Annotated in this window: 26 protein-coding genes; 18 read left to right on the top strand and 8 right to left on the bottom strand. The window is 64.5% G+C overall.

What is annotated here, in order from left to right:
* The first annotated feature begins 622 nt into the window (after positions 1-622).
* From ACIBG8_RS48975 to ACIBG8_RS48955, 5 genes are all read left to right on the top strand, one after another.
* Positions 623-1,240 (top strand): transposase, encoded by a 618-nt coding sequence (locus ACIBG8_RS48975; protein WP_397350205.1) that lies wholly within the window; start codon positions 623-625, stop codon positions 1,238-1,240.
* 96 nt (positions 1,241-1,336) lie between these two features.
* Positions 1,337-1,603, top strand: coding sequence for a replication initiator (locus ACIBG8_RS48970; protein ID WP_397350204.1), 267 nt, complete (start codon positions 1,337-1,339; stop codon positions 1,601-1,603).
* Positions 1,604-1,706: 103 nt separating this feature from the next.
* Positions 1,707-1,898, top strand: a complete 192-nt coding sequence (locus tag ACIBG8_RS48965) for a helix-turn-helix transcriptional regulator (RefSeq protein WP_397350203.1) — start codon at positions 1,707-1,709, stop codon at positions 1,896-1,898.
* Positions 1,895-2,332, top strand: coding sequence for a hypothetical protein (locus ACIBG8_RS48960; protein WP_397350202.1), 438 nt, complete (start codon positions 1,895-1,897; stop codon positions 2,330-2,332). Before ACIBG8_RS48965 ends, ACIBG8_RS48960 begins: the two co-directional genes overlap by 4 nt.
* An 80-nt stretch (positions 2,333-2,412) precedes the next feature.
* Positions 2,413-3,261 carry a tyrosine-type recombinase/integrase gene (locus ACIBG8_RS48955; protein ID WP_397350201.1) on the top strand — a complete coding sequence of 283 codons (849 nt, stop codon included), beginning with the start codon at positions 2,413-2,415 and terminating at the stop codon, positions 3,259-3,261.
* Between the two features lie 645 nt (positions 3,262-3,906).
* Here the strand turns inward: ACIBG8_RS48955 and ACIBG8_RS48950 are convergent.
* The 5 genes from ACIBG8_RS48950 to ACIBG8_RS48930 form a co-directional block, all read right to left on the bottom strand.
* Positions 3,907-4,578 (bottom strand): HAD family hydrolase, encoded by a 672-nt coding sequence (locus ACIBG8_RS48950; protein WP_397350472.1) that lies wholly within the window; start codon positions 4,576-4,578, stop codon positions 3,907-3,909.
* A 777-nt stretch (positions 4,579-5,355) separates the two neighbouring features.
* The gene (locus tag ACIBG8_RS48945; RefSeq protein ID WP_397350200.1) at positions 5,356-6,021 is read right to left on the bottom strand and encodes a hypothetical protein; all 666 of its coding nucleotides are present in this window, start codon (positions 6,019-6,021) and stop codon (positions 5,356-5,358) included.
* A gap of 47 nt (positions 6,022-6,068) precedes the next feature.
* The gene (locus tag ACIBG8_RS48940; protein ID WP_397350199.1) at positions 6,069-6,407 is read right to left on the bottom strand and encodes a hypothetical protein; all 339 of its coding nucleotides are present in this window, start codon (positions 6,405-6,407) and stop codon (positions 6,069-6,071) included.
* 365 nt (positions 6,408-6,772) lie between these two features.
* Positions 6,773-6,991: a hypothetical protein gene (locus ACIBG8_RS48935; protein WP_397350198.1), complete on the bottom strand. Its 219-nt coding sequence runs from the start codon at positions 6,989-6,991 to the stop codon at positions 6,773-6,775.
* Positions 6,992-7,440: 449 nt separating this feature from the next.
* The gene (locus ACIBG8_RS48930) at positions 7,441-8,196 is read right to left on the bottom strand and encodes an XRE family transcriptional regulator (RefSeq protein ID WP_397350197.1); all 756 of its coding nucleotides are present in this window, start codon (positions 8,194-8,196) and stop codon (positions 7,441-7,443) included.
* 147 nt (positions 8,197-8,343) lie between these two features.
* Here ACIBG8_RS48930 and ACIBG8_RS48925 point away from each other — a divergent pair, with 147 nt between their 5' ends.
* From ACIBG8_RS48925 to ACIBG8_RS48915, 3 genes are all read left to right on the top strand, one after another.
* Positions 8,344-8,697 carry a hypothetical protein gene (locus tag ACIBG8_RS48925; RefSeq protein WP_397350196.1) on the top strand — a complete coding sequence of 118 codons (354 nt, stop codon included), beginning with the start codon at positions 8,344-8,346 and terminating at the stop codon, positions 8,695-8,697.
* Between the two features lie 4 nt (positions 8,698-8,701).
* Positions 8,702-9,133: a GntR family transcriptional regulator gene (locus ACIBG8_RS48920; protein WP_397350195.1), complete on the top strand. Its 432-nt coding sequence runs from the start codon at positions 8,702-8,704 to the stop codon at positions 9,131-9,133.
* Positions 9,134-9,200: 67 nt separating this feature from the next.
* A complete protein-coding gene (locus ACIBG8_RS48915) occupies positions 9,201-9,767 on the top strand; it encodes an HD domain-containing protein (protein ID WP_397350194.1) in 567 nt (188 codons plus the stop codon).
* On the opposite strand, the gene ACIBG8_RS48910 is transcribed toward ACIBG8_RS48915, so the two are convergent.
* Positions 9,735-10,211, bottom strand: coding sequence for an NUDIX hydrolase (locus ACIBG8_RS48910; RefSeq protein ID WP_397350193.1), 477 nt, complete (start codon positions 10,209-10,211; stop codon positions 9,735-9,737). The two genes, ACIBG8_RS48915 and ACIBG8_RS48910, sit on opposite strands and share 33 nt — an antisense overlap.
* A 2-nt stretch (positions 10,212-10,213) precedes the next feature.
* The gene (locus ACIBG8_RS48905; RefSeq protein WP_397350192.1) at positions 10,214-10,954 is read right to left on the bottom strand and encodes a helix-turn-helix domain-containing protein; all 741 of its coding nucleotides are present in this window, start codon (positions 10,952-10,954) and stop codon (positions 10,214-10,216) included.
* Positions 10,955-11,103: 149 nt separating this feature from the next.
* On the opposite strand from ACIBG8_RS48905, the gene ACIBG8_RS48900 reads away from it, so the two are divergent.
* Positions 11,104-11,304 carry a hypothetical protein gene (locus ACIBG8_RS48900; protein ID WP_397350191.1) on the top strand — a complete coding sequence of 67 codons (201 nt, stop codon included), beginning with the start codon at positions 11,104-11,106 and terminating at the stop codon, positions 11,302-11,304.
* Positions 11,301-11,444 (top strand): hypothetical protein, encoded by a 144-nt coding sequence (locus tag ACIBG8_RS48895; RefSeq protein WP_397350190.1) that lies wholly within the window; start codon positions 11,301-11,303, stop codon positions 11,442-11,444. Before ACIBG8_RS48900 ends, ACIBG8_RS48895 begins: the two co-directional genes overlap by 4 nt.
* Here ACIBG8_RS48895 and ACIBG8_RS48890 read toward each other — a convergent pair.
* A complete protein-coding gene (locus ACIBG8_RS48890; protein ID WP_397350189.1) occupies positions 11,422-11,754 on the bottom strand; it encodes a winged helix-turn-helix domain-containing protein in 333 nt (110 codons plus the stop codon). The two genes, ACIBG8_RS48895 and ACIBG8_RS48890, sit on opposite strands and share 23 nt — an antisense overlap.
* 99 nt (positions 11,755-11,853) lie before the next feature.
* On the opposite strand from ACIBG8_RS48890, the gene ACIBG8_RS48885 reads away from it, so the two are divergent.
* The 8 genes from ACIBG8_RS48885 (at position 11,854) to ACIBG8_RS48850 (ending at position 17,775) form a co-directional block, all read left to right on the top strand.
* Positions 11,854-12,183, top strand: a complete 330-nt coding sequence (locus ACIBG8_RS48885) for a hypothetical protein (protein WP_397350188.1) — start codon at positions 11,854-11,856, stop codon at positions 12,181-12,183.
* The gene (locus tag ACIBG8_RS48880; protein WP_397350187.1) at positions 12,176-13,495 is read left to right on the top strand and encodes an FtsK/SpoIIIE domain-containing protein; all 1,320 of its coding nucleotides are present in this window, start codon (positions 12,176-12,178) and stop codon (positions 13,493-13,495) included. Before ACIBG8_RS48885 ends, ACIBG8_RS48880 begins: the two co-directional genes overlap by 8 nt.
* A gap of 14 nt (positions 13,496-13,509) precedes the next feature.
* On the top strand, positions 13,510-14,109 hold the full coding sequence (locus tag ACIBG8_RS48875) for a DUF2637 domain-containing protein (RefSeq protein WP_397350186.1): 600 nt from the start codon (positions 13,510-13,512) through the stop codon (positions 14,107-14,109).
* An 18-nt stretch (positions 14,110-14,127) separates the two neighbouring features.
* Positions 14,128-14,448, top strand: coding sequence for a hypothetical protein (locus ACIBG8_RS48870; RefSeq protein WP_397350185.1), 321 nt, complete (start codon positions 14,128-14,130; stop codon positions 14,446-14,448).
* 12 nt (positions 14,449-14,460) lie between these two features.
* Positions 14,461-14,622: a DUF3970 family protein gene (locus ACIBG8_RS48865; RefSeq protein ID WP_397350184.1), complete on the top strand. Its 162-nt coding sequence runs from the start codon at positions 14,461-14,463 to the stop codon at positions 14,620-14,622.
* 260 nt (positions 14,623-14,882) lie between these two features.
* Positions 14,883-16,226, top strand: coding sequence for a replication initiator (locus tag ACIBG8_RS48860; RefSeq protein ID WP_397350471.1), 1,344 nt, complete (start codon positions 14,883-14,885; stop codon positions 16,224-16,226).
* The gene (locus ACIBG8_RS48855) at positions 16,223-16,414 is read left to right on the top strand and encodes a helix-turn-helix transcriptional regulator (RefSeq protein WP_397350183.1); all 192 of its coding nucleotides are present in this window, start codon (positions 16,223-16,225) and stop codon (positions 16,412-16,414) included. The genes ACIBG8_RS48860 and ACIBG8_RS48855 overlap by 4 nt, the downstream gene beginning before the upstream one ends.
* A gap of 14 nt (positions 16,415-16,428) precedes the next feature.
* Positions 16,429-17,775 carry a tyrosine-type recombinase/integrase gene (locus ACIBG8_RS48850; RefSeq protein WP_397350182.1) on the top strand — a complete coding sequence of 449 codons (1,347 nt, stop codon included), beginning with the start codon at positions 16,429-16,431 and terminating at the stop codon, positions 17,773-17,775.
* Positions 17,776-17,857 lie beyond the last annotated feature (82 nt).

Here is a 17,857-nt window from a genome sequence, read left to right as displayed (position 1 = left end):
CATTTACCCCACAAGTTATGGCAAAGTAGCTCTGTGATCACTATCAGTGGCTTTGGGAGTTCTGGTGCCACCCTGCACGAAGTGCCGACATGATCTAGGACGGCCACCAACTGCCGTAGCCTACGGACTTCTCAGAGCGCCGAGGAGAGCGCTCTCCACCGAGAAACCGGAGGTGCTCTCGGGCGCAATGCGCGCCTCGAGACAGGACCAGTGTGAAATTTTGTTTCATCACGATTGCATCCCGACCCCGAGTGTCGATGAGTCCGTCGCAACTACGGCCCGGATCTTGCATGAAGCTCCGGCCAGTCCAGGACGGCTCAGACCGGCCAGGCCAGAGACGCCAGGCCACCCGTTGAGGTTTTCTGACCCTGGGCATGCTGCTGGTCGGCAGGACGATGCCGGCGTTCATCGAGAGGCCGCGTCAACCTCGAGCGACGTAAGCGAAGCTCCCTGGCTGACTATCTCGTCAGCTGCCTGTCGTGCTCGCGCAGTATCCGCATCACGGTCGCGGTGGAGGTGTTGCCCCTTATTGGTGCCCTTGGGGATGACGGGCCGGGCAGCGTATCGCGCAGGCCCAGCTCCTGGCCCTGTACAAGGGCAAGGTAATGGACAGTATGTCCTCGTGGCTGATGCTGGCGCCGCCGATGGACTTGCCGCGTATGAACCGCTGCGGTTGATGGACGGCACACCCATCCGCTGCGGAACCTCGCGGGTGACAGTCAACCGCTCCGGCCTGGGCGAGGTCGCCGGATACGGCATGGACAAATCCCATCACGCCTTCTACTGGGGCACCAAGCTGATGCTCATCACCACCGCCGAGGGCACCGCCACCGCCTTCAGCCTGGCCCACCCCAAAGAACTGGACGAACGCAAACAAGCCCTGCACCTGCTGCACGTCCAGCAGATCGCACCCGGACCCTGCCCGATCGTGTGTGACAAGGGGTTCGCCGGCGCCGGCATCGAAAAAGCCGCCGCAGACCTTGGCCACCCGCTCATCCGGCCCAACCGCCAAGACGAACACGAACCGGCCCTGCCGTTCCCGTCCTGGCTACGTCAACGCATCGAAGCCATCATCTGGACCCTGAAGAACCAACTCGGCCTCGAACGCCACAACGCCCGCACCACCGACGGGCTCTGGGCCCGGGTTAGCCAGCGCATCCTCGCCCTCAATGCCGCCATCTGGCACAACTGGAACACCGGCGAACCCATCAAACGATCACTAACCGCCTACGATCACTGAATTTCACATCAATGATCTAGCCGTCGCGGGCTGCATCGCCAAGTACGCCACCAAGCTGCCGAATGCGTCGGCACCCTGGACCGCCGCATCAACCCGTTGGACAACCTCGACGCCTTCAACCTCCGCGACCATGCAAAGCGCCTGATCGTCGAGTGCATAAGACTCGGCACCGCAGACGAGCTCAAGGACCTCGGGCTCGCCGAATGGGCGCACATGCCCGGCTTCCGGGGCCATTTCTCCACGAGGTCCCGCAACTACGCCACCACCCTTGGCGCACTCCGTGCCGCTCGTGAGGACCACGCCCGAGACCACGAGATCACCACCGGACGCCCCCGCTCTTCGACGAGGACACCGTCCTCGTGATCACCGAATGGGAGTACACAGGCAAGGGCCACTCAGCCGGAGACCAACTCGTCGCCACTGCCATCGCCGAAACCCGGCTCCCCGACATCGGTGGTGGGGCCCGATGAGTCGCCGTGACGAACTGCTGACCGTTGCCCAGGTCCTCGACGAGCTGGGCGGAGTTTCCCGCCGCACCTTCTACCGCTGGCGCGAACTCGGCAACGCACCCGCCTGCATCCAGCTCCCCAACCATGAGCTGCGTGTGTGGCGCAGCGATCTCGTGTCCTGGCTCGACTCACGACGGAGGACAGCATGAACACCACCTACGACGTGAAGTTCTGGGAGATCCAGCGCCGCACAGGTCGGAAGACTCCAACCTTTCTAGTCCGTTGGACAGTGGCGCGCCAGCAGAAGAGCAAGAGCTTCCGGACCAAGGGCCTGGCCGATGCCTTCCTGTCCGACCTGCTGCAAGCCGCCAAGCTGGGGGAGTCGTTCGACCTCGCTACCGGCCTGCCGGTATCGATGCTGGCTCCGGAACCGTCGGGGCCGTCGTTGCTGGAGTTCGCACAGTCTCACGTCCTTCGACGCTGGCGGACCTCAGCGGCCCGGACCCGCGAGACGGACGCCTACGCGCTGCTCACCCTGATCCCTGCCCTCGTCGCCGACGTGCCCGGCCGTCCTGAGGACGAGGATCTTCGAGCCGCGCTGCGGCTTGCACGCTGCTCCCTGAGGGACGGCGGGCAGCGTTGACCAGCGTGCAAGCCGCAGCCGCAGCTTCATGCTGGCTGGAGAAGGGGTCACGTCCACTGTCGGACCTGGGGGAGCCCGCTGTGCTGCGCCTGGCCCTTGACGCGATCTCGGTCAGGTTCGCTGGCAAGCCCGGCGGGGCGAACACAGTACGGCGCAAGAGGGCGATCCTTCATCACCTCCTTGAGCAGGCCGTGGAAGAGAAGTTGTTCACCTCCAACCCGCTCGATGAGATCAAGTGGACGTCGCCCAAAGCCGCCTCGGCCATTGACCCTCGAACAGTCGTTAATCCGGTGCAGGCTCGCCGACTCCTCGACGCTGTGCCGAAGGTCGGGCACAAGCGCGGTGCTTGCCTCAAGGCCCTGTTTGCCTGCGTCTACTACGCGGCACTGCGTCCCGAGGAGACTGCGGACCTGCGTGAGAAGAACTGCACCTTGCCGGAAGCGGGTTGGGGTCTGATCGTCCTGGAGCAGGCGCGGCCTCAGGGCACGAAGCGCTGGACGGATAGTGGTCAGACTCACGAGTCACGCCGTCTCAAGCATCGGGCGGACAGGGAGACGCGAGAGATCCCGATCCCGCCCGTCCTGGTGGCCATCCTGCGCGAGCACATTGAGACGTACGGCGTCGCCAAGGACGGCAGGCTCTTCCGCTCCTCCACGGATGGCTCCTACTCCAGCTCCGCCTACTCCTACGTCTGGCAGGAAGCCCGCAAGCTGGCCCTCACCCCTGCCCAGGTCGCGTCATCACTGGCTGCCCGCCCGTACGACTTGCGGCATGCGGCGGTCTCGCTCTGGCTGAACGCGGGCGTTCCCGCGACTGAGGTTGCTATGCGCGCCGGACACAGCGTTGAGGTGCTGCTCCGCGTCTACGCCAGGTGCATGGACGGCCAGCACGACCACGCCAACGGAAAGATCAACAACGCCCTCGGATAATCGAAGGTCGTCCACCTGGTCCCGGTCACGCGCCGGGGCCTTTTGCTGTGGGTGGTGTATGCGTTCGGGGTTGTGCTTGACTCCGACCGGAATCGCCGACGCGGCACGTAGATCATTGGAGACGGACCCCTGCGCTCCAAGTGCCTAACTACCGTGGGTAGCAGCCGTTAGCGTCGAGTGATGGACTCTGGCGCTTCTCCCGTGCCCCAGGCCGCCGACACCCCGCCCACGCCCAGCTCGCAGGCTGGATGCGGATGCCTGTCACTGCTGGTAATGGGGGTCGGTGGGTTCTTTGGCCTGTTCGTGATCGTCACCGACCCAGCTAGCGCGGCGGGAGTCTGCCTCCTACTTGGGACAGGAGGCGCCCTCATGGCCGTGTTCGCAGCAGCAGCGGGGCACAAAGACGCCGCTTTCCTCCCCGCCATCTTCGGCCTGGCCTTGCTGGTCGTCGGCCTGGTCGCAGTGCTGAATCCGTCCGCGATGTAAGCACAACTACTTTCGGCGGCACCGACCTCGACGAGAACAGCGCGGTGCTTACCGATGCCGTGCGGGGAGTTGAGTGGCCACCTCAGCCACGGTCACCGGTGCCGTGGGGCCGACGAAGGAGGTCCTGCGGCCTCGATCGCCCCGACCGGCTACCGGACATTAGCCACCGTCAGCGATCGTCAGGGCAGAGGGTTCTACGGTCAACCTCGCCTCCTGACGCATCAGCCGAATGGCTCCTTCAACGCCCGCGGCGATGTGGTCGGCCTGGTGCTCGTGGCCGTGCCGTGGTTCCCGGTTGATCCATATTGTGTGCAGCCCCGCCGCTCGGCCTCCGCCGATGTCGGCGGTGAGGTTGTCGCCGACCATCCAGCCGCCTTCGGACAGCGTGACCCCGCAGAGCTTCGCCGCGATCTCGAACAGTCCGACGTCGGGCTTGCGAATGCCCTCGACTCCCGACACCGCGCAGCCGTCGACGACCGCTGAGAGCCCGGTCTGCTGGAGCTTGCCGAGCTGGTTGTCTGCCGTGCCATTGGTGATGATCCCGACTCGCCATCCGTCCGCGCGTAGCTCGGCCAGTCCCTCGACCGCTCCGGGATAGCACTGCACGAGGTACGGCATGCGACGGCGATATGCCGCCCACAGCGTCGCCGCCGACGTCGGGAGCTTGAAGTGCTCGCGCACCTTGGCGAAGAACAGTTCACGGTGGGGGAGGCCGTTGCGGTCCAGCTCAATCAGCCATCGCACCGCCTTCCGATCCAACCCGTGCTCCTGGGAGAACTCCTCGGCCCACAGCAAGAACGCTGCGTCCAGGTCGATGAGCGTCCTATCCAGGTCGAAGAGGGCAAAGCGCTACATGATCCCCAGCCTAGGGTGATCGCCTCGATGGCGTATCCCGGGAAGACACCGGCGATGCCCTACCGAAACCGCCCGATGACATGGGTGAACGCGGTCAATCCTGGTTCGCGTATGGTTCGCGATCATTGGCCTACGGCTGCATCTGACTGCCTGTCGTGGCCTACCAAGCAAAAGACCTGCGACTGAGAAGCCGCAGGTCAGATGGCATTACGCCTGGTAAATACAGTGCCCCCGGCATGATTCGAACATGCGACACCCGCTTTAGGAGAGCGCGGGCGAAGGTTTCCTCTCCACATGCCTGGACCTGCCGAAACAGGGTTATGATCTCGTACGGCAAGCTTGATCATCCCGCGTATGTCCCGCGCACCCGCTGACCACGGCCACCACGTCATCCGGTGGCAAGCCGACCCGGAGCGCAGGGCCGCCAGGCCCGAGCACCGGAAGCGGCGCGGCAGCATGATCTTGGCTCAGCCAGCGGACTTGACTTCGACGCAGAATCGGTCAAGGGAGCGAACACCTTCCCATACCGCACGCGTATCGTTGGCTGGTCTCATACAGAATGCCTGTGCAAACACTCGGCTACGATCCAAAGTCGTCTTGCGCGTCCAGTCCTCGATCTCGAGCTGCCGAATCGAACAAACCTCTACTTTTCCGGGGCCTGTCCGACGCGCTGATGGTGTTGATCTGCGAAGCTACGCCATGACCGGATCGCCTGTCGCTGGTTAGCGTGCCGGGATGGCGGAACTTCCACCGCTAAGCTTCGGCTTCGTCATCGGCGAAATTGTCATAGTCGGCGTCCCAGTCGCCGGACGGGCTTCCATGGTCATTAATGGCCAAAGGGCCCCAGAAGTCTTCGGAGATTCCGTCCCGATAATCCGGTATCCTCAAGTCCTGTGAACTAGTTCGATTGTTCGCATCTGTATGCTCAGTATGCTTGTCGAGAGTGCCGGTCGACCCATGATAGACCGCATCGATATGGTCTCTGGTGCCATTCGGATGGCTCTCGTCCCGACGGGAGGTCCAGTCTCCGGTTTTCGAGACATTCGTGCTCTGGTGAATCTCGCTGCCGTGATCGACCCAGCGTTCCTCCACATGGAGACGACCCTCTCTCATGTCCTCCGTCCTATGATAAGAATCCCCTCCCGGCCTGTTCTCGTGATAGACGGTATGATATGAGACCAACTTGTTGGTCTCATCGTAATAGTAATAACTATCAATGGGCATGTTATTGACATAATTCCGTTGCTTGAAGCCTCCGTCGGGCAGGTCATCAAGCCTTGAAAGGACGTCGCAGGGATGTTCTTTGCCTCCCGGGGCGCGCCAGTAGTACTCCCCCCAGGGGAATCTCCCCAGATCCACACTGGAAACAGTTATTTCTCTTTGCGTTTCCTTGTCGGTGACGAAGTATCGAGTGGACATGCGAGTTCCTGATTCTTCTCAGCAGCCCTTGTGTATCAACGAGTGATCTAGAATTTGATCTCGAATGGGTTTGTCCATACTTTGAGCTTGCCTTTGCGGCCTGGAGTGTGGTTATAGAGCTCCTCAAGCTGATGGGAATCTTCTCGCGAGTCGGGTGAGACCGGGATCTCGACTAGGTCCCCTTCTCTGGGGGGAATTCCCTTCTTTCTATTACCCCGCATGAAGATTTGCTTCTCATCGCCCGTGGACATGATCTGGATCTGAAAATCCAGCACGTGGATTCCGTTGATCATTCCCAAATACGTCTGCTTGCCCTTCTCGGCGCATATTACTCTGGCAAGGATTGACTTCCTGTATGCCCGTTCGTCATTGCCGGGAAGCTTCATTCGTCATCCTCGTTTTCGAACGGGTCATCTTCATCTGTTCCATGCTGATGGTGATCAATATTCGTATCCCTTGGGTGTTGCCCTGGCCCTGGATGTGCTTCGTGGCCAGGAATGAGGTCTGAATGGAGGCGATAGCCAGCACCGTAGTTTTGTGCGCTTACTACGACGAAGTGCCATTCCCCGTGGGAGTCTCTAGCGACGAATCTTCCTGTTCCGATATTGTTATCGCCATCCGCCGCACGAAATATTCTGTGTCCATCCTCGTTTATGTGATCTACGAACATTTCACTTCGCCAATGCCCGTCCATTTTGGCCCAAACTGTTACCCGTCCGCGCCATGTCACCATCATAATTCCTTCCTTTGTCTAGTCCTTGAAGATTGACGACAGCATTTGGATGAGACCGAAGAGCAATGCGCCCCCGACGGCGATCCCGAAGCCGATGATCATATATTTGGGAGGAGCCGTAGCTGTTCCATCGATACCATCGAGCATGAAGGAAACAATTCCGGCAAAAAAAGCGGCTATTCCTCCGAATATTGCGATGACCGCCAAGATGAACACAAGGCGAAGAAATGGTCGCACGATAATACCTCTCGAGTTGATACCAGCGAGTGTGAGCTCACCTCTATTCGGATGTGAGTAGTGTCCAACGCCGAAATAGGTGAACCTTGTGACATAGGGAATGCGCCTTGTCCTGTATATCGATCGGAATCAACGGGCCGTTACACGCGGGCCTTGGCAAGGTGAGGCTGTCCGATTCGGCAGCTCAAGGTCGAGGACTGGACGCGCAAGACAAACTGCGCCGGAGTCCTGCCGCCCCCTCCGACGTCACCGTTCGCTCATCAAGCCATCGGCTTGGCGGCGCTCTCACGAGATCTTCGTCTCGCAACTTGGTGATCTGCCGGGTGATCGTGTGCGCGTGGGCGGCGTGGCTGCGACCGGCCGGAGAGCCGCAGCGCGGCCAGCGACCGCCCGACGCGCGGCAGGCCGCCGCAGGCGGACTGCCTTGATGACGTGTAGATAAGTTGCTTTCAGCGGATGCCGGTGATCGTTTCCGAGCTGATCTTGTACGGCTTGGCGCTGGTCCAGACGCGTTCGAAGCTGCTCAGGTATACGGCTGCGGCTCCTTCGTCATCGTCGGCCTGGAGGTGAGTCACTGGGGCTTGGGCTGCCGCGATGCCGTACGCGTGGGTGTTGACGAGGAGTTGGCGGTCGGCCTGGTAGATCGAGTTGTAGAGAACTGTGCTGTGGAGGCGCATCTCTACACCTTGGACGTCGCACAGCGGTCGATGGAGCGTGAGAGCGTTCCTGGTCCTGGCGGCCATGATGTCCGGGCCGATGTTCTCGTCGATCCCTCGTGCGGCTACCTCGGTGCTGTCAGGGTCGCCCAGTAGCACGCGGACCTTGACGCCTGCGCGGGCTCGCTGAGCGATGGTCCGCATGATCGTAGTGTCCTCGGCCAGGAACAAGCCGCTGTAGGTCAGGATGCCAATGTCCTCGGTGGCGCTCGCGAAGTGCTCCCGCCATACGACCTGCGGGACCTCGTGGCGATGCTGGTAGAGGGCTCGGATCTCGCGGGAGATCGGGCGTGAGTATCCGGCGACCTCCGGCCAGAGGTCCGCCTCGTTCACCTGGAGCAGGTCGGCGACGGCCCAGCGATGCCGGGGGTAGGGGACGCGTCCGTTGAGCCAGCGGTCCACGGTCTTGGGGTCGACTGCCAGACGGGCAGCCACATCAACGGCATGAAGCCGGGCGTGGGCCAGCGCGTGGCGCAAGTTCTGGTTCATCCGGTCCGCTCCTCTCGCGAAACCGCCTCTTCCTGGACGGTAACACGAGACGTCCCCAGACGTCCCAGAGATGCGGTGCTCCTGCCAATGACGCTGAGCGAATCTCAAGCCATATACCGCGACAGCGAACCCCCGGGAGGACTGCCCATGCTGCCGAGTCAGGTCATCAAGGAGAAGCAGCGCGCCTACGCACAACAGCTTCTCACCGCGCTGCGCGAGGAGCTCACCACCCGCGCGATCACGGCGGTTCTGGTGGTCGTCGAGGACGGGCGGCCCGCCCTCGATGTGACCGACAGCCGGTGCCGTTCTCGGCGCGTCTTCGTCCACCTGCCCTTCTGCTGGTTTTACTGGGGAGACCAGCAAGACGAACGGGTCACGTTCCTGCGCCTTCCGGCTGCCGTCGATCGAATCGAGCAGGCCGCGCAAGACGGTTGGCACGAGGGCGAGCAAGGGGAACTCGGCGTCGATCTCAGCAAGATCGTCGATGCGTACCGTTCCTGAGATCTTGACCGGCTGGCGAGTCTACTCCCAGATCGCCGACCGGCTCCGGGCGCGGATCGTCGCGGGGGAGTACCCGGCGGGCAGCACGCTGCCGTCTGAAGCAGAACTGTGCGCGGAGTTCGGCGTTGCCCGCAACACTGCCCGGCGCGGCCTGGCCGTCCTGGAGGACGAGGGCCTGATCGTCACCATCCCGGCCAAGGGCCGCGTTGTCTCAGGAGGACCGGCAACGCCGTACCGCTACCACGTGATCGCCGATGACCTGCGAGACCAGATCGCGCGTGGGGAACTCGGCCCAGCCGTACCCAGTGAGGCCGCACTCCGGCGGCGGTATGTGGCTTCACGTAACACGGTTCGGCAGGCGCTGGCCGTACTGGAGCATGAGGGGTTGATCGTGGCTGAGCACGGGCGGGGCCGGTTCGTGCGGCCTTTGGGATGAGACGTCCTGAGACGTCCATGGTTGCCCTCTAGATCGAACACGGTGTTCGACGTCTATCGTGAACAGGGTGGGACAAGCTGACTGGGCCCGTGACCTGGCCGAACGCCTGCTATCGACGACCTTGCCCCGGCGCTGGGCGCACACGCAAGGGGTCGCCAAGAGGGCCGAATCACTCGCACCGATCCTCGGCGCTGAAGCCGACACACTGACCGCCGCCGCGTACCTGCATGACATCGGGTACACGCCGGACCTGGTCGACACCGGGTTTCATCCCCTCGACGGCGCGCGGTACCTGCGCGATGTCGTCAAGGCCGACGACACTCTGTGCCGTCTGGTGGCGCATCACTCCTGCGCGGTCAACGAGGCGCTCAATCGGGATCTCTTCGACGCGCTCACGGGCGAGTTCGACGAGGAGCGCCCGGAACTGGTGGAGGCGCTGACGTACTGCGACATGACTACCGGCCCCGACGGCACTCACCTCGACGTCGCCGAGCGACTTGCAGAGATCCACTCCCGGTACGGTCCCGAGCACCTGGTGAGCCGCTCGATCACCGCATCTACCCCGTGCATCGTCTCGGCCGTGCGGGCGGTGGAGGCCGCCCTATCCGATGTGCGGCAGGCCCGTACCGGCTAGGTAGTGCTCGATCCTGAGCCGCATTGACCGATCCATCACCAACGCCGAGACCTCCCCGCGAGGCACCCACCGGACCTCGCGCGACTCATCACTCGGCGTTGGCGACCCGGCAACCGCACGTCCAACGAGCACGATGGAGAACTCCTGTCGCGCCTCGCCGTTGGACGTGTAGAGAACCACGTGCCGGGGATCACTGTAGGTCCCCACAAGGCCGGTGATCTCACAGGTGATGCCGGTCTCTTCCAGAGTCTCCCGTACGGCTGCCGCCGGGATCGACTCACCCAAGTCGACGGCTCCGCCGGGGACGGCCCAGTTGTCGTTGTCCGTCCGCCGGATCATGAGTAGATCCCCATCGGCGTTGGTCACCATGACGTTCACGGACGGGACGAGGCTGTTGGGCGCGGGCGCGTTGGGGTCGTCGTAGAAGTCGATCCGTTTGCCCATGGTCAGGACTCTAGCGGCGTCGCTTCGTCCCAGGTCTTCTCGAAACTCCGCTCGTAGGTGCTGACCATGTCGCCCCCTGCCACCCGTCGCAGATGCAGGACGGGGGCGTCGCCGGCTGGCTGGCCGTAGGCGTGGGTGTTGACCAGAAGCTGATCGTCGGCGCGGTAGATGGAGTTGTACAACACCGTCTGATGCAACCGGATCTCAGCCCCCGAAGGCCTGAGTTTGCTGCTGTACCAATGGATGGCATTCCGGCAGCGCTCGATCTGGCTGTCCCCGACTCCTTCATCCCGGCCGCGCTGGACCACATTCGGACAATCCGGATCACCGAGCAGAATCCGCACCCGGACATCGGCGCGCGCCTTGTCGGCCAGGACCCGCATCAACCCGTGATCGTCGTGAATGAACGTGCCGCTGTAGACGAGGATCCCGATCTCCTGCGACGCCTCGGCGAACAGACGTCCCCAGATGTCACGAGGTACGGCCCACCGGTGCGGGTGAACGGTGATGATCTCACTCTCTGACGCGGACGCCACCTGTTCACGTGTCAGCGCCTGAGGCCACAGATAGCTCTCGTCCGTTCCGAGGAAGGAAGCCGCAGCGTAACGATGCTTTCGGTACGGCTGGCGGCCCTGGGTGATCCACCGCTCGGCGGTCTTGGGGTCGACCTGGATCGCCTCGGCCAACTGCTCGATGTCGATGCCCTTGGACAGCAGCGCCGCACGTAGCCGTTCGTTCGCCATCTCACCTGCTCCGGGGGACGTCTCGGGGACGTGGCCATCGTAGGCCGGACGTCTTGAACATGTCCCGTCGTGTAGTGATCTCGTCCTGACTCTCCGTCGCATTCTCGGTCTGCAAGCAACAACAGCAACCGGAAGGAGAGGTGATCACGATGACCAACGAGATCTACCCGGCCCCCACCTGCGAGTGCGGCGCACAACTCGAAGAGGGACAGTCGCGCTGCCTCAAGTGCCTTGCCCGTGACCGCTGGATCAAGAAGCAGGCCGCCAGGAACAAGCGGCGGCGCGGCGAGACCCGGCGGCCTCCGCGCGGCCCGCGCAACAGCGGCAAGTCCGGGGTGATCTGGTCATGATCGCACTCATCGTCGCCGCCGTGCTCGCCCTCGCTATCCCGGTCGGCTTCGTGGCCATCGTCGTGAGCATCCACCGCAAGGACCGGGCCATGAGCGCCAGCGTCGGAGCTCAGATGGTCAGGGGCGTTCAGTGGACGTAGAGAGCTGCTCCTCGACCCGCGCCAGTCGTACCGACAGATCGTGTACGGCAGAGCGCAACTCGGCGATCTCATCAACGGGCGCCTCAGTGTCCCGGACGAACACGCCCTTGCCCTGCTGGCCAACCACAAGGCCCTCGGTCCGCAGCTCTCTGACGGCCATCTTCACCAGCGACAGCGAAGCGTCGTACTGCTCAGCGAGCTGGGTCGTCGATGGCAACGGGGCTCCGGGCGCGAGAGAGCCGCCTCGGATCTGCGCGCGGAGATCGTCAGCGATCTGCAGGTAGCCGGGTCGCCCGGTGTTCTCGACCATCGCTTCCAATCTCACCACACCAAGACAGCCAAGCCAACATTGACAACCTGGCCAACTAGGTTAACTATGTTGACTACGACGAAAAGGAGGTCACCACCCATGCGTACCGTCCCCATCCCCGTGGACACGACCAAGCTCGCCATCACCTGCGTCAAGGCCCCGGCCCCTCGCGTGCTGAACCGCGACACCGGCGAGATCAAGACCGACAAGAACGGCAACACCATCTACGAGATCACCGCGTCGGTAGAAGACGAGTTCGGTCGGATCGAACTCATCAAGATCGGTATCACCGGCGAGCCACCCATCAAGCCCGGTGACGCGGTCAACGCCGTGAACCTGCTCGGCTACGTCTGGGAGATCGCCGGACGCTGGGGCATCGCCTACCGCGCCTCGGCCCTGCTCCCCGCACGGGAGGCCGCCGATGCCTGACCCGCTCCTCGCGCTTGCAGTCCTGGCCGCTACGGCGGTCGGGCTGTGGGCCTGGCGCCGCTGGCACTACCCCTCCTTCTGGCTCACCCTCGGCTACCCACTCATGGCCGTCTCGGTGCGCGCGTCCTGGCGGCGCGTCGCCCTCGGCTGCAACCTCACCAAGAAGCGCCAACGCTGGTGGTTCACCACCGTCCCCGGCGCGATCGCCTCCACCGGCCTCGTCAAGGTCCGCCGCCGCTTCCAACGGGTCGCCGTCGACACCAAACCGTTCATGTGGCTGCCGATGCCGACCCGGTACGGCTGGCGCGTCACCCTGCACACCCTCGAAGGTCAAACCCCCGGCGACTACGCCGAAGCCGCCGAACGCCTCGCCCACTCCTGGGGCGTCCACGCCGTCCGCGTCACAAGCGACAAGCCAGGTCGGGTACGGCTGGCCGCCACCATGCGCGATCCGCTGGTCAAGGTCGACCAACTCCCGCCCTCGCCTGATCTGCTGAAGGTCACTGTGGGACGTCTGGAGACCGGCAAGCCTTGGGTCGTTGACTTTCGTACCATCCCGCACTGGATCAACGCGGGCGCGACGCAGTCCGGCAAGTCCAACCTCGCCAACGCTCTAATCGTCGGCCTGTCCCCACAGCCGGTCGCCCTGGTTGGCTTCGACCTCAAGGGCGGCGTGGAGTTCACCCCCTACGCTCCTCGGCTCTCCGCCCTGGCGTGTGACCGCGCCGAATCCGTCGATCTGCTGACTGACCTGGTCGGCCTGATGATCGATCGCATGGGCCTGTGCCGTCAGGCTGCCGCCCGCAACATCTGGCAACTCCCGCCCGCAATCCGTCCTGTCCCCGTCGTCGTCCTGGTGGACGAACTCGCAGAGCTCTACCTGATGGCCGACAAGTCCGAGAAAGACGAGATCGCCAAAACCTCCACCGCACTCCTCCGGGTGGCCCAACTTGGGCGGGCGTTCGGGATCTACCTGTTCTGCTGCGGCCAGCGGATCGGCTCCGACCTCGGCCCCGGCGTCACCGCCCTGCGCGCCCAGTGCTCCGGCCGCGTCTGCCACCGGGTCAACGACCCCGAAACCGCGACCATGACCCTCGGCGACCTCGACCCCGCAGCCCTGGCCTCCGCCCGCACCATCGCCGCCGACACCCCCGGCGTGGCCATCGTGGCCTCCTCCGACGGCCAGTGGTACCGCGCCCGCTCCTTCTACGTCAGCGAGCAAACAGCAGAACACGCAGCTCGTGACTATGCCGACCTCACGCCGCCATGGGCCGAAGTCACCGCCCATCTTGCCAAGCCGATCAACGCCTGAAAGGGGGTGGAACGATGCGACGCTTCGCCTGCTGGCTGCTCGACACCGGCCCGATCCTCGTCCTAGCCGCCATCGCGGGTGCCGGATCGTTCACCCACATCCGCGACACCGCCGCCGAGCACGGCCAAACCGGCTGGATGTCCTGGGCCGTGGCGGTGTGCATCGACCTCACTTGCGTCATGGCCGCCAGGGAGCGTCAGCGCGACAAGAAGACAGCGCGAGTACGGCGGGGCCGGCTCTCCTGGCCGGTCCTCGTCCTCTCCGGCGGCGTCGTCCTATCCCTGGCCGCCAACCTGGCCCAAGCACACCCGACCGTCTGGGGCTGGATCACCGCCGCAACCCCGGCGGGAGCCTTCCTGATCGCCGTCTCCATGCTGGAACGCCGCGCGGCCGAAGTTCGTCCTGAGCCGTCCCCGGACATCGTCCCCGTCCTGGCCGTTGAGGACGAACCGCAGGACGGCCCCGCCCCGGCCCTCGTCGACTACGCCCGCCGCGTCGCCGACGAACACCACACCAAACATGGCAAGCCCATCACCCGCGACGCCCTCCGCTCGCGCCTGGGTGTCTCCAACCAACTCGCCTCCGACCTGCTCAACACTCTGCGAACCGCCTGACCAGAAGGGAGAACACCGATGACGAATCGAACCGCCCTCATCACCGGCCTGCGTGACCTGGCCGCGTTCCTGGAGGCCAACCCGGACCTCCCCGTCCCCCGAAGCGCCACGGTCCACCACTTCCCCCGCCGAGTCGACGACGCCGAGCTGTGCGCCGAAGTCGACGAGATCGCCGCCCAGCTCGGTACTCCCGTCGAGGTCGACGAGGTCCCGCACGGCCACTACGGAACCGCGATCCACTTCGGCCCCGTCGAGTACCGCGCCGTGGCCATCCTGTCCGCTGCCCGCGCTCGCCACCTGGCCGAAACCAGCTACCAGGGCTACGTCAGCCCCGAATAGGAGAACCCGATCATGCGAATCCGCCTTGACGGCACCCGGGCCGAAATCGTCGACGCCCTGTTCCGCCTGCGTCTGAATTTCACCGTCTCCGACGTCTCCCGCGTCTATCCCGACCGCGCCCGGCCCCGTCACTGGCGCATCTACGTCAACACCCTGCCCAAAGAGGGGAGGTGATCAGCCTTGGACGAACCGCTCCCGGTGACCCGCTACCGCTGCTGCACCTGCAACGGAACCGGCCTCACGGACGACCAACGGTGCCGCGACTGCGACGGCACCGGCATCGACAACCACGGCGCATAAAGCGCAGCGCCCCCGGCCTGGCCGTACATCCGCCAAGACACACGCCAGGTCGGGGGCCATCCCCTCACCCGAACGAGTGAAAGGAGGCCTCCATCTTGCCCACAAACATCAGCAATGCGCACGCCATCACCAGCATGATCACCCGACTCAACGCCGCCGACTACGACCGCTGGGCAGCCCAGATCCACGCCACCGGCGGATGTCGACAGCCAATCCACCTACGCGGCAAGGTCGAACACTGGGACCCCGCCACGGGCAACCTGCTCCACCGCTACACCACGAGGACCGAACCTGACGGCGTCCTTCGCCTGCCGTGCAAGACCCGCCGCGCCTCCCGCTGCCCGGCCTGCGCCGAGATCTACCGCGCCGACACCTACCACCTCATCCGCGCGGGCCTCATCGGAGGCAAAGGCGTCCCCGACACCGTCACGACACACCCGACCCTGTTCGTCACGCTGACCGCCCCGTCCTTCGGTGCGGTCCACACCCGCCGCGAGAAGTACGGCAAGGTCCTGCCCTGCCATGCCCGCCGCAATGCGGCTACCTGTCCTCACGGGCGGGTCATGTCCTGTACGGCCAAGCACAACCCAGACGACAAGCGCCTCGGGGAGCCCTTGTGCCCCGACTGCTACGACTACTCGGGCTCGGCCCTGTTCAACGCTCTGGCCCCGCTGCTCTGGAAGCGTTTCGCCGATTCCCTCCGCCGCTACCTGGCCAAGCTTGGCGGCCTGGCCCTCAAAGACCTTCGCCAGAACCTGACTGTCTCCTTCGCCAAGGTCGCCGAGTACCAGCGACGTGGCGTCGTCCACTTCCACGCCGTGATCCGTCTCGACGGCCCCGGCGGCCCCACAGCGCAGCCCCCGGCCTGGGCAACCGCTGACGCCCTGGCGCAAGCCGTACAGCACGCCGCCCGTGTCGTCAGCGCCCTCATCCCCGCCCTCGACAACCAGCCCGCCCGGCTCTTCAAGTGGGGCGCACAGCTCGACATCCGCCCCATCACGATGACCGGTGACCTCACCGAACAAGCCGTGGCGGGCTACATCGCCAAGTACGCCACCAAAGCCGCCGAATGCGTCGGCACCCTGGATCGCCGCATCAACCCTCTGGACAACCTCGACGCCTTCAACCTCCGCGACCATGCAAAACGTCTGATCGCCGAGTGTATGAGCCTCGGCGCCATAGACGAGCTCAAGGACCTCCGGCTCGCCGAATGGGCGCACATGCTCGGCTTCCGGGGCCACTTCTCCACCCGTTCCCGCGCCTACTCGACCACCCTTGGCGCCCTGCGCGCTGCCCGCGAAGTCCACGCCCGAGACCATGAGATCACGACCGGACGCCTCCCGCTCTTCGACGAGGACACCGTCCTCGTGGTCAGCGAATGGGAGTACGCCGGTAAGGGCCACTCCGCCGGAGACCAGCTCCTCGCCGCCGCGCTCACCGGAACCCGCCTGCCAGGGATGGACGGTGGTGCCCGATGAGTAGACGAGACGAACTGCTCACCGTCGCCCAGGTCCTAGATGAGCTGGGCGGAGTCTCCCGCCGCACCTTCTATCGCTGGCGCGAACTCGGCCGCGCACCGGTCTGCATCCAGCTCCCCAACCATGAGCTTCGCGTCTGGCGCAGCGACCTCACGAACTGGCTCGACGGTCACCGGGAGGCGGTGTGAACACCACATACGACGTGAAGCTCGGCGACATCCAGCACCGGTCAGACCGCCCGACTGCCGCCTACATCGTGCGTTGGACCGTCGCGCGCAAACCCAAGTCCAAGAGCTTTCGGACGAAGGGTCTCGCCAACGCCTTCTTGTCCAACCTGAGGCAGGCGACCAAGGCGGGGGAGGCCTTCGACCTCGCCACTGGCCTGCCGGTCTCCATGATCGAGGGGGAATCCACCGGTCCGTCATTCCTGGAGTTCGCGCAATCCCACGTTCTTCGCCGCTGGCGCACCTCGGCGGCGAGAACCCGCGAGACGGACGCCTACGCGCTGCTCTCGCTGATTCCCGCCCTGGTGACCGACAAGCCGGGCCGCCCCGATGTGGCGGACCTGCGGGAAGCGCTGCGCACTCACGCCTTGCTACCTGAAGACAGGCGGGCCGACCTGTCCGCCGAGCATGCCGTAGCCCTGCATTGGATGGAGAAAGCCTCCCTCCCGCTGTCGGCACTCCGAGAGGCACGGGTACTGCGGACCGCCCTCGACGCCATCTCGGTGACCTTCGCAGGCAAGGAAGCCGGGGCCAACACGGTACGGCGCAAGAGGGCCATCCTTCATCACCTCCTGGAGCAAGCGGTGGAACAGAAGGTGTTCACAAGCAACCCGCTGGACGAGATCAAGTGGACCCCGCCCAAGGCCGCCACCGTCGTAGACCCGCGCGTGGTCGTCAACCCAACCCAAGCCAAGGCGCTCCTGAGCGCGATCCCCAAAGTCGGGTACACGCGCGGCCCTCGGCTCAAGGCACTGTTCGCCTGCGTCTACTACGCCGCGCTACGCCCCGAAGAAGCGGCAGACCTACGCCGCAATGACTGCACCCTGCCAGAGACAGGCTGGGGCCTGATCATCCTGGAAAGGGCGCGACCTCAGGCCACAAAGCGGTGGACCAACTCAGGGGAGACCCACGAGTCGAGAAACCTCAAGCACCGGGCTGACAAGGAGACGCGGGAGATCCCGATCCCTCCGGTCCTCGTCGCGATGCTCCGAGCGCACATCAAGGCGTACGGCACAGCGGATGACGGCAGGCTGTTCCGCACGGCAACAGACGGCTCGTACTCCAGCTCGGCGTACTCCTACGTCTGGCAGGAAGCCCGGCGGCTGGTGCTGACCCCGGTACAAGTCGCCTCGTCGCTGGCTGCCCTGTCGTACGACCTGCGCCACGCGGCGGTCTCGCTCTGGCTGAACGCCGGAGTCCCGGCCACCGAGGTAGCCAAGCGTGCTGGTCACAGCGTTGACGTGCTCCTCCGCGTCTACGCCAAGTGCATGGACGGCCAGCAGGACCAGGCCAATGGCAAAATCAACGATGCCCTCGACGAGTAGTCCACATTCGAAAGCCTTCGGCCCCGGTCATACACCGGGGCCTTTCTCATGCCTACACCGTGGACGTGAGCTGGGAAAACAG

It is taken from the genome of Nonomuraea sp. NPDC050556, from assembly GCF_044457355.1.
In the GTDB taxonomy this organism is placed as follows: Bacteria; Actinomycetota; Actinomycetes; order Streptosporangiales; family Streptosporangiaceae; genus Nonomuraea.
Note: the sequence above shows the minus strand (reverse complement) of the source record. Positions and strands in the feature narration are given on the sequence as shown.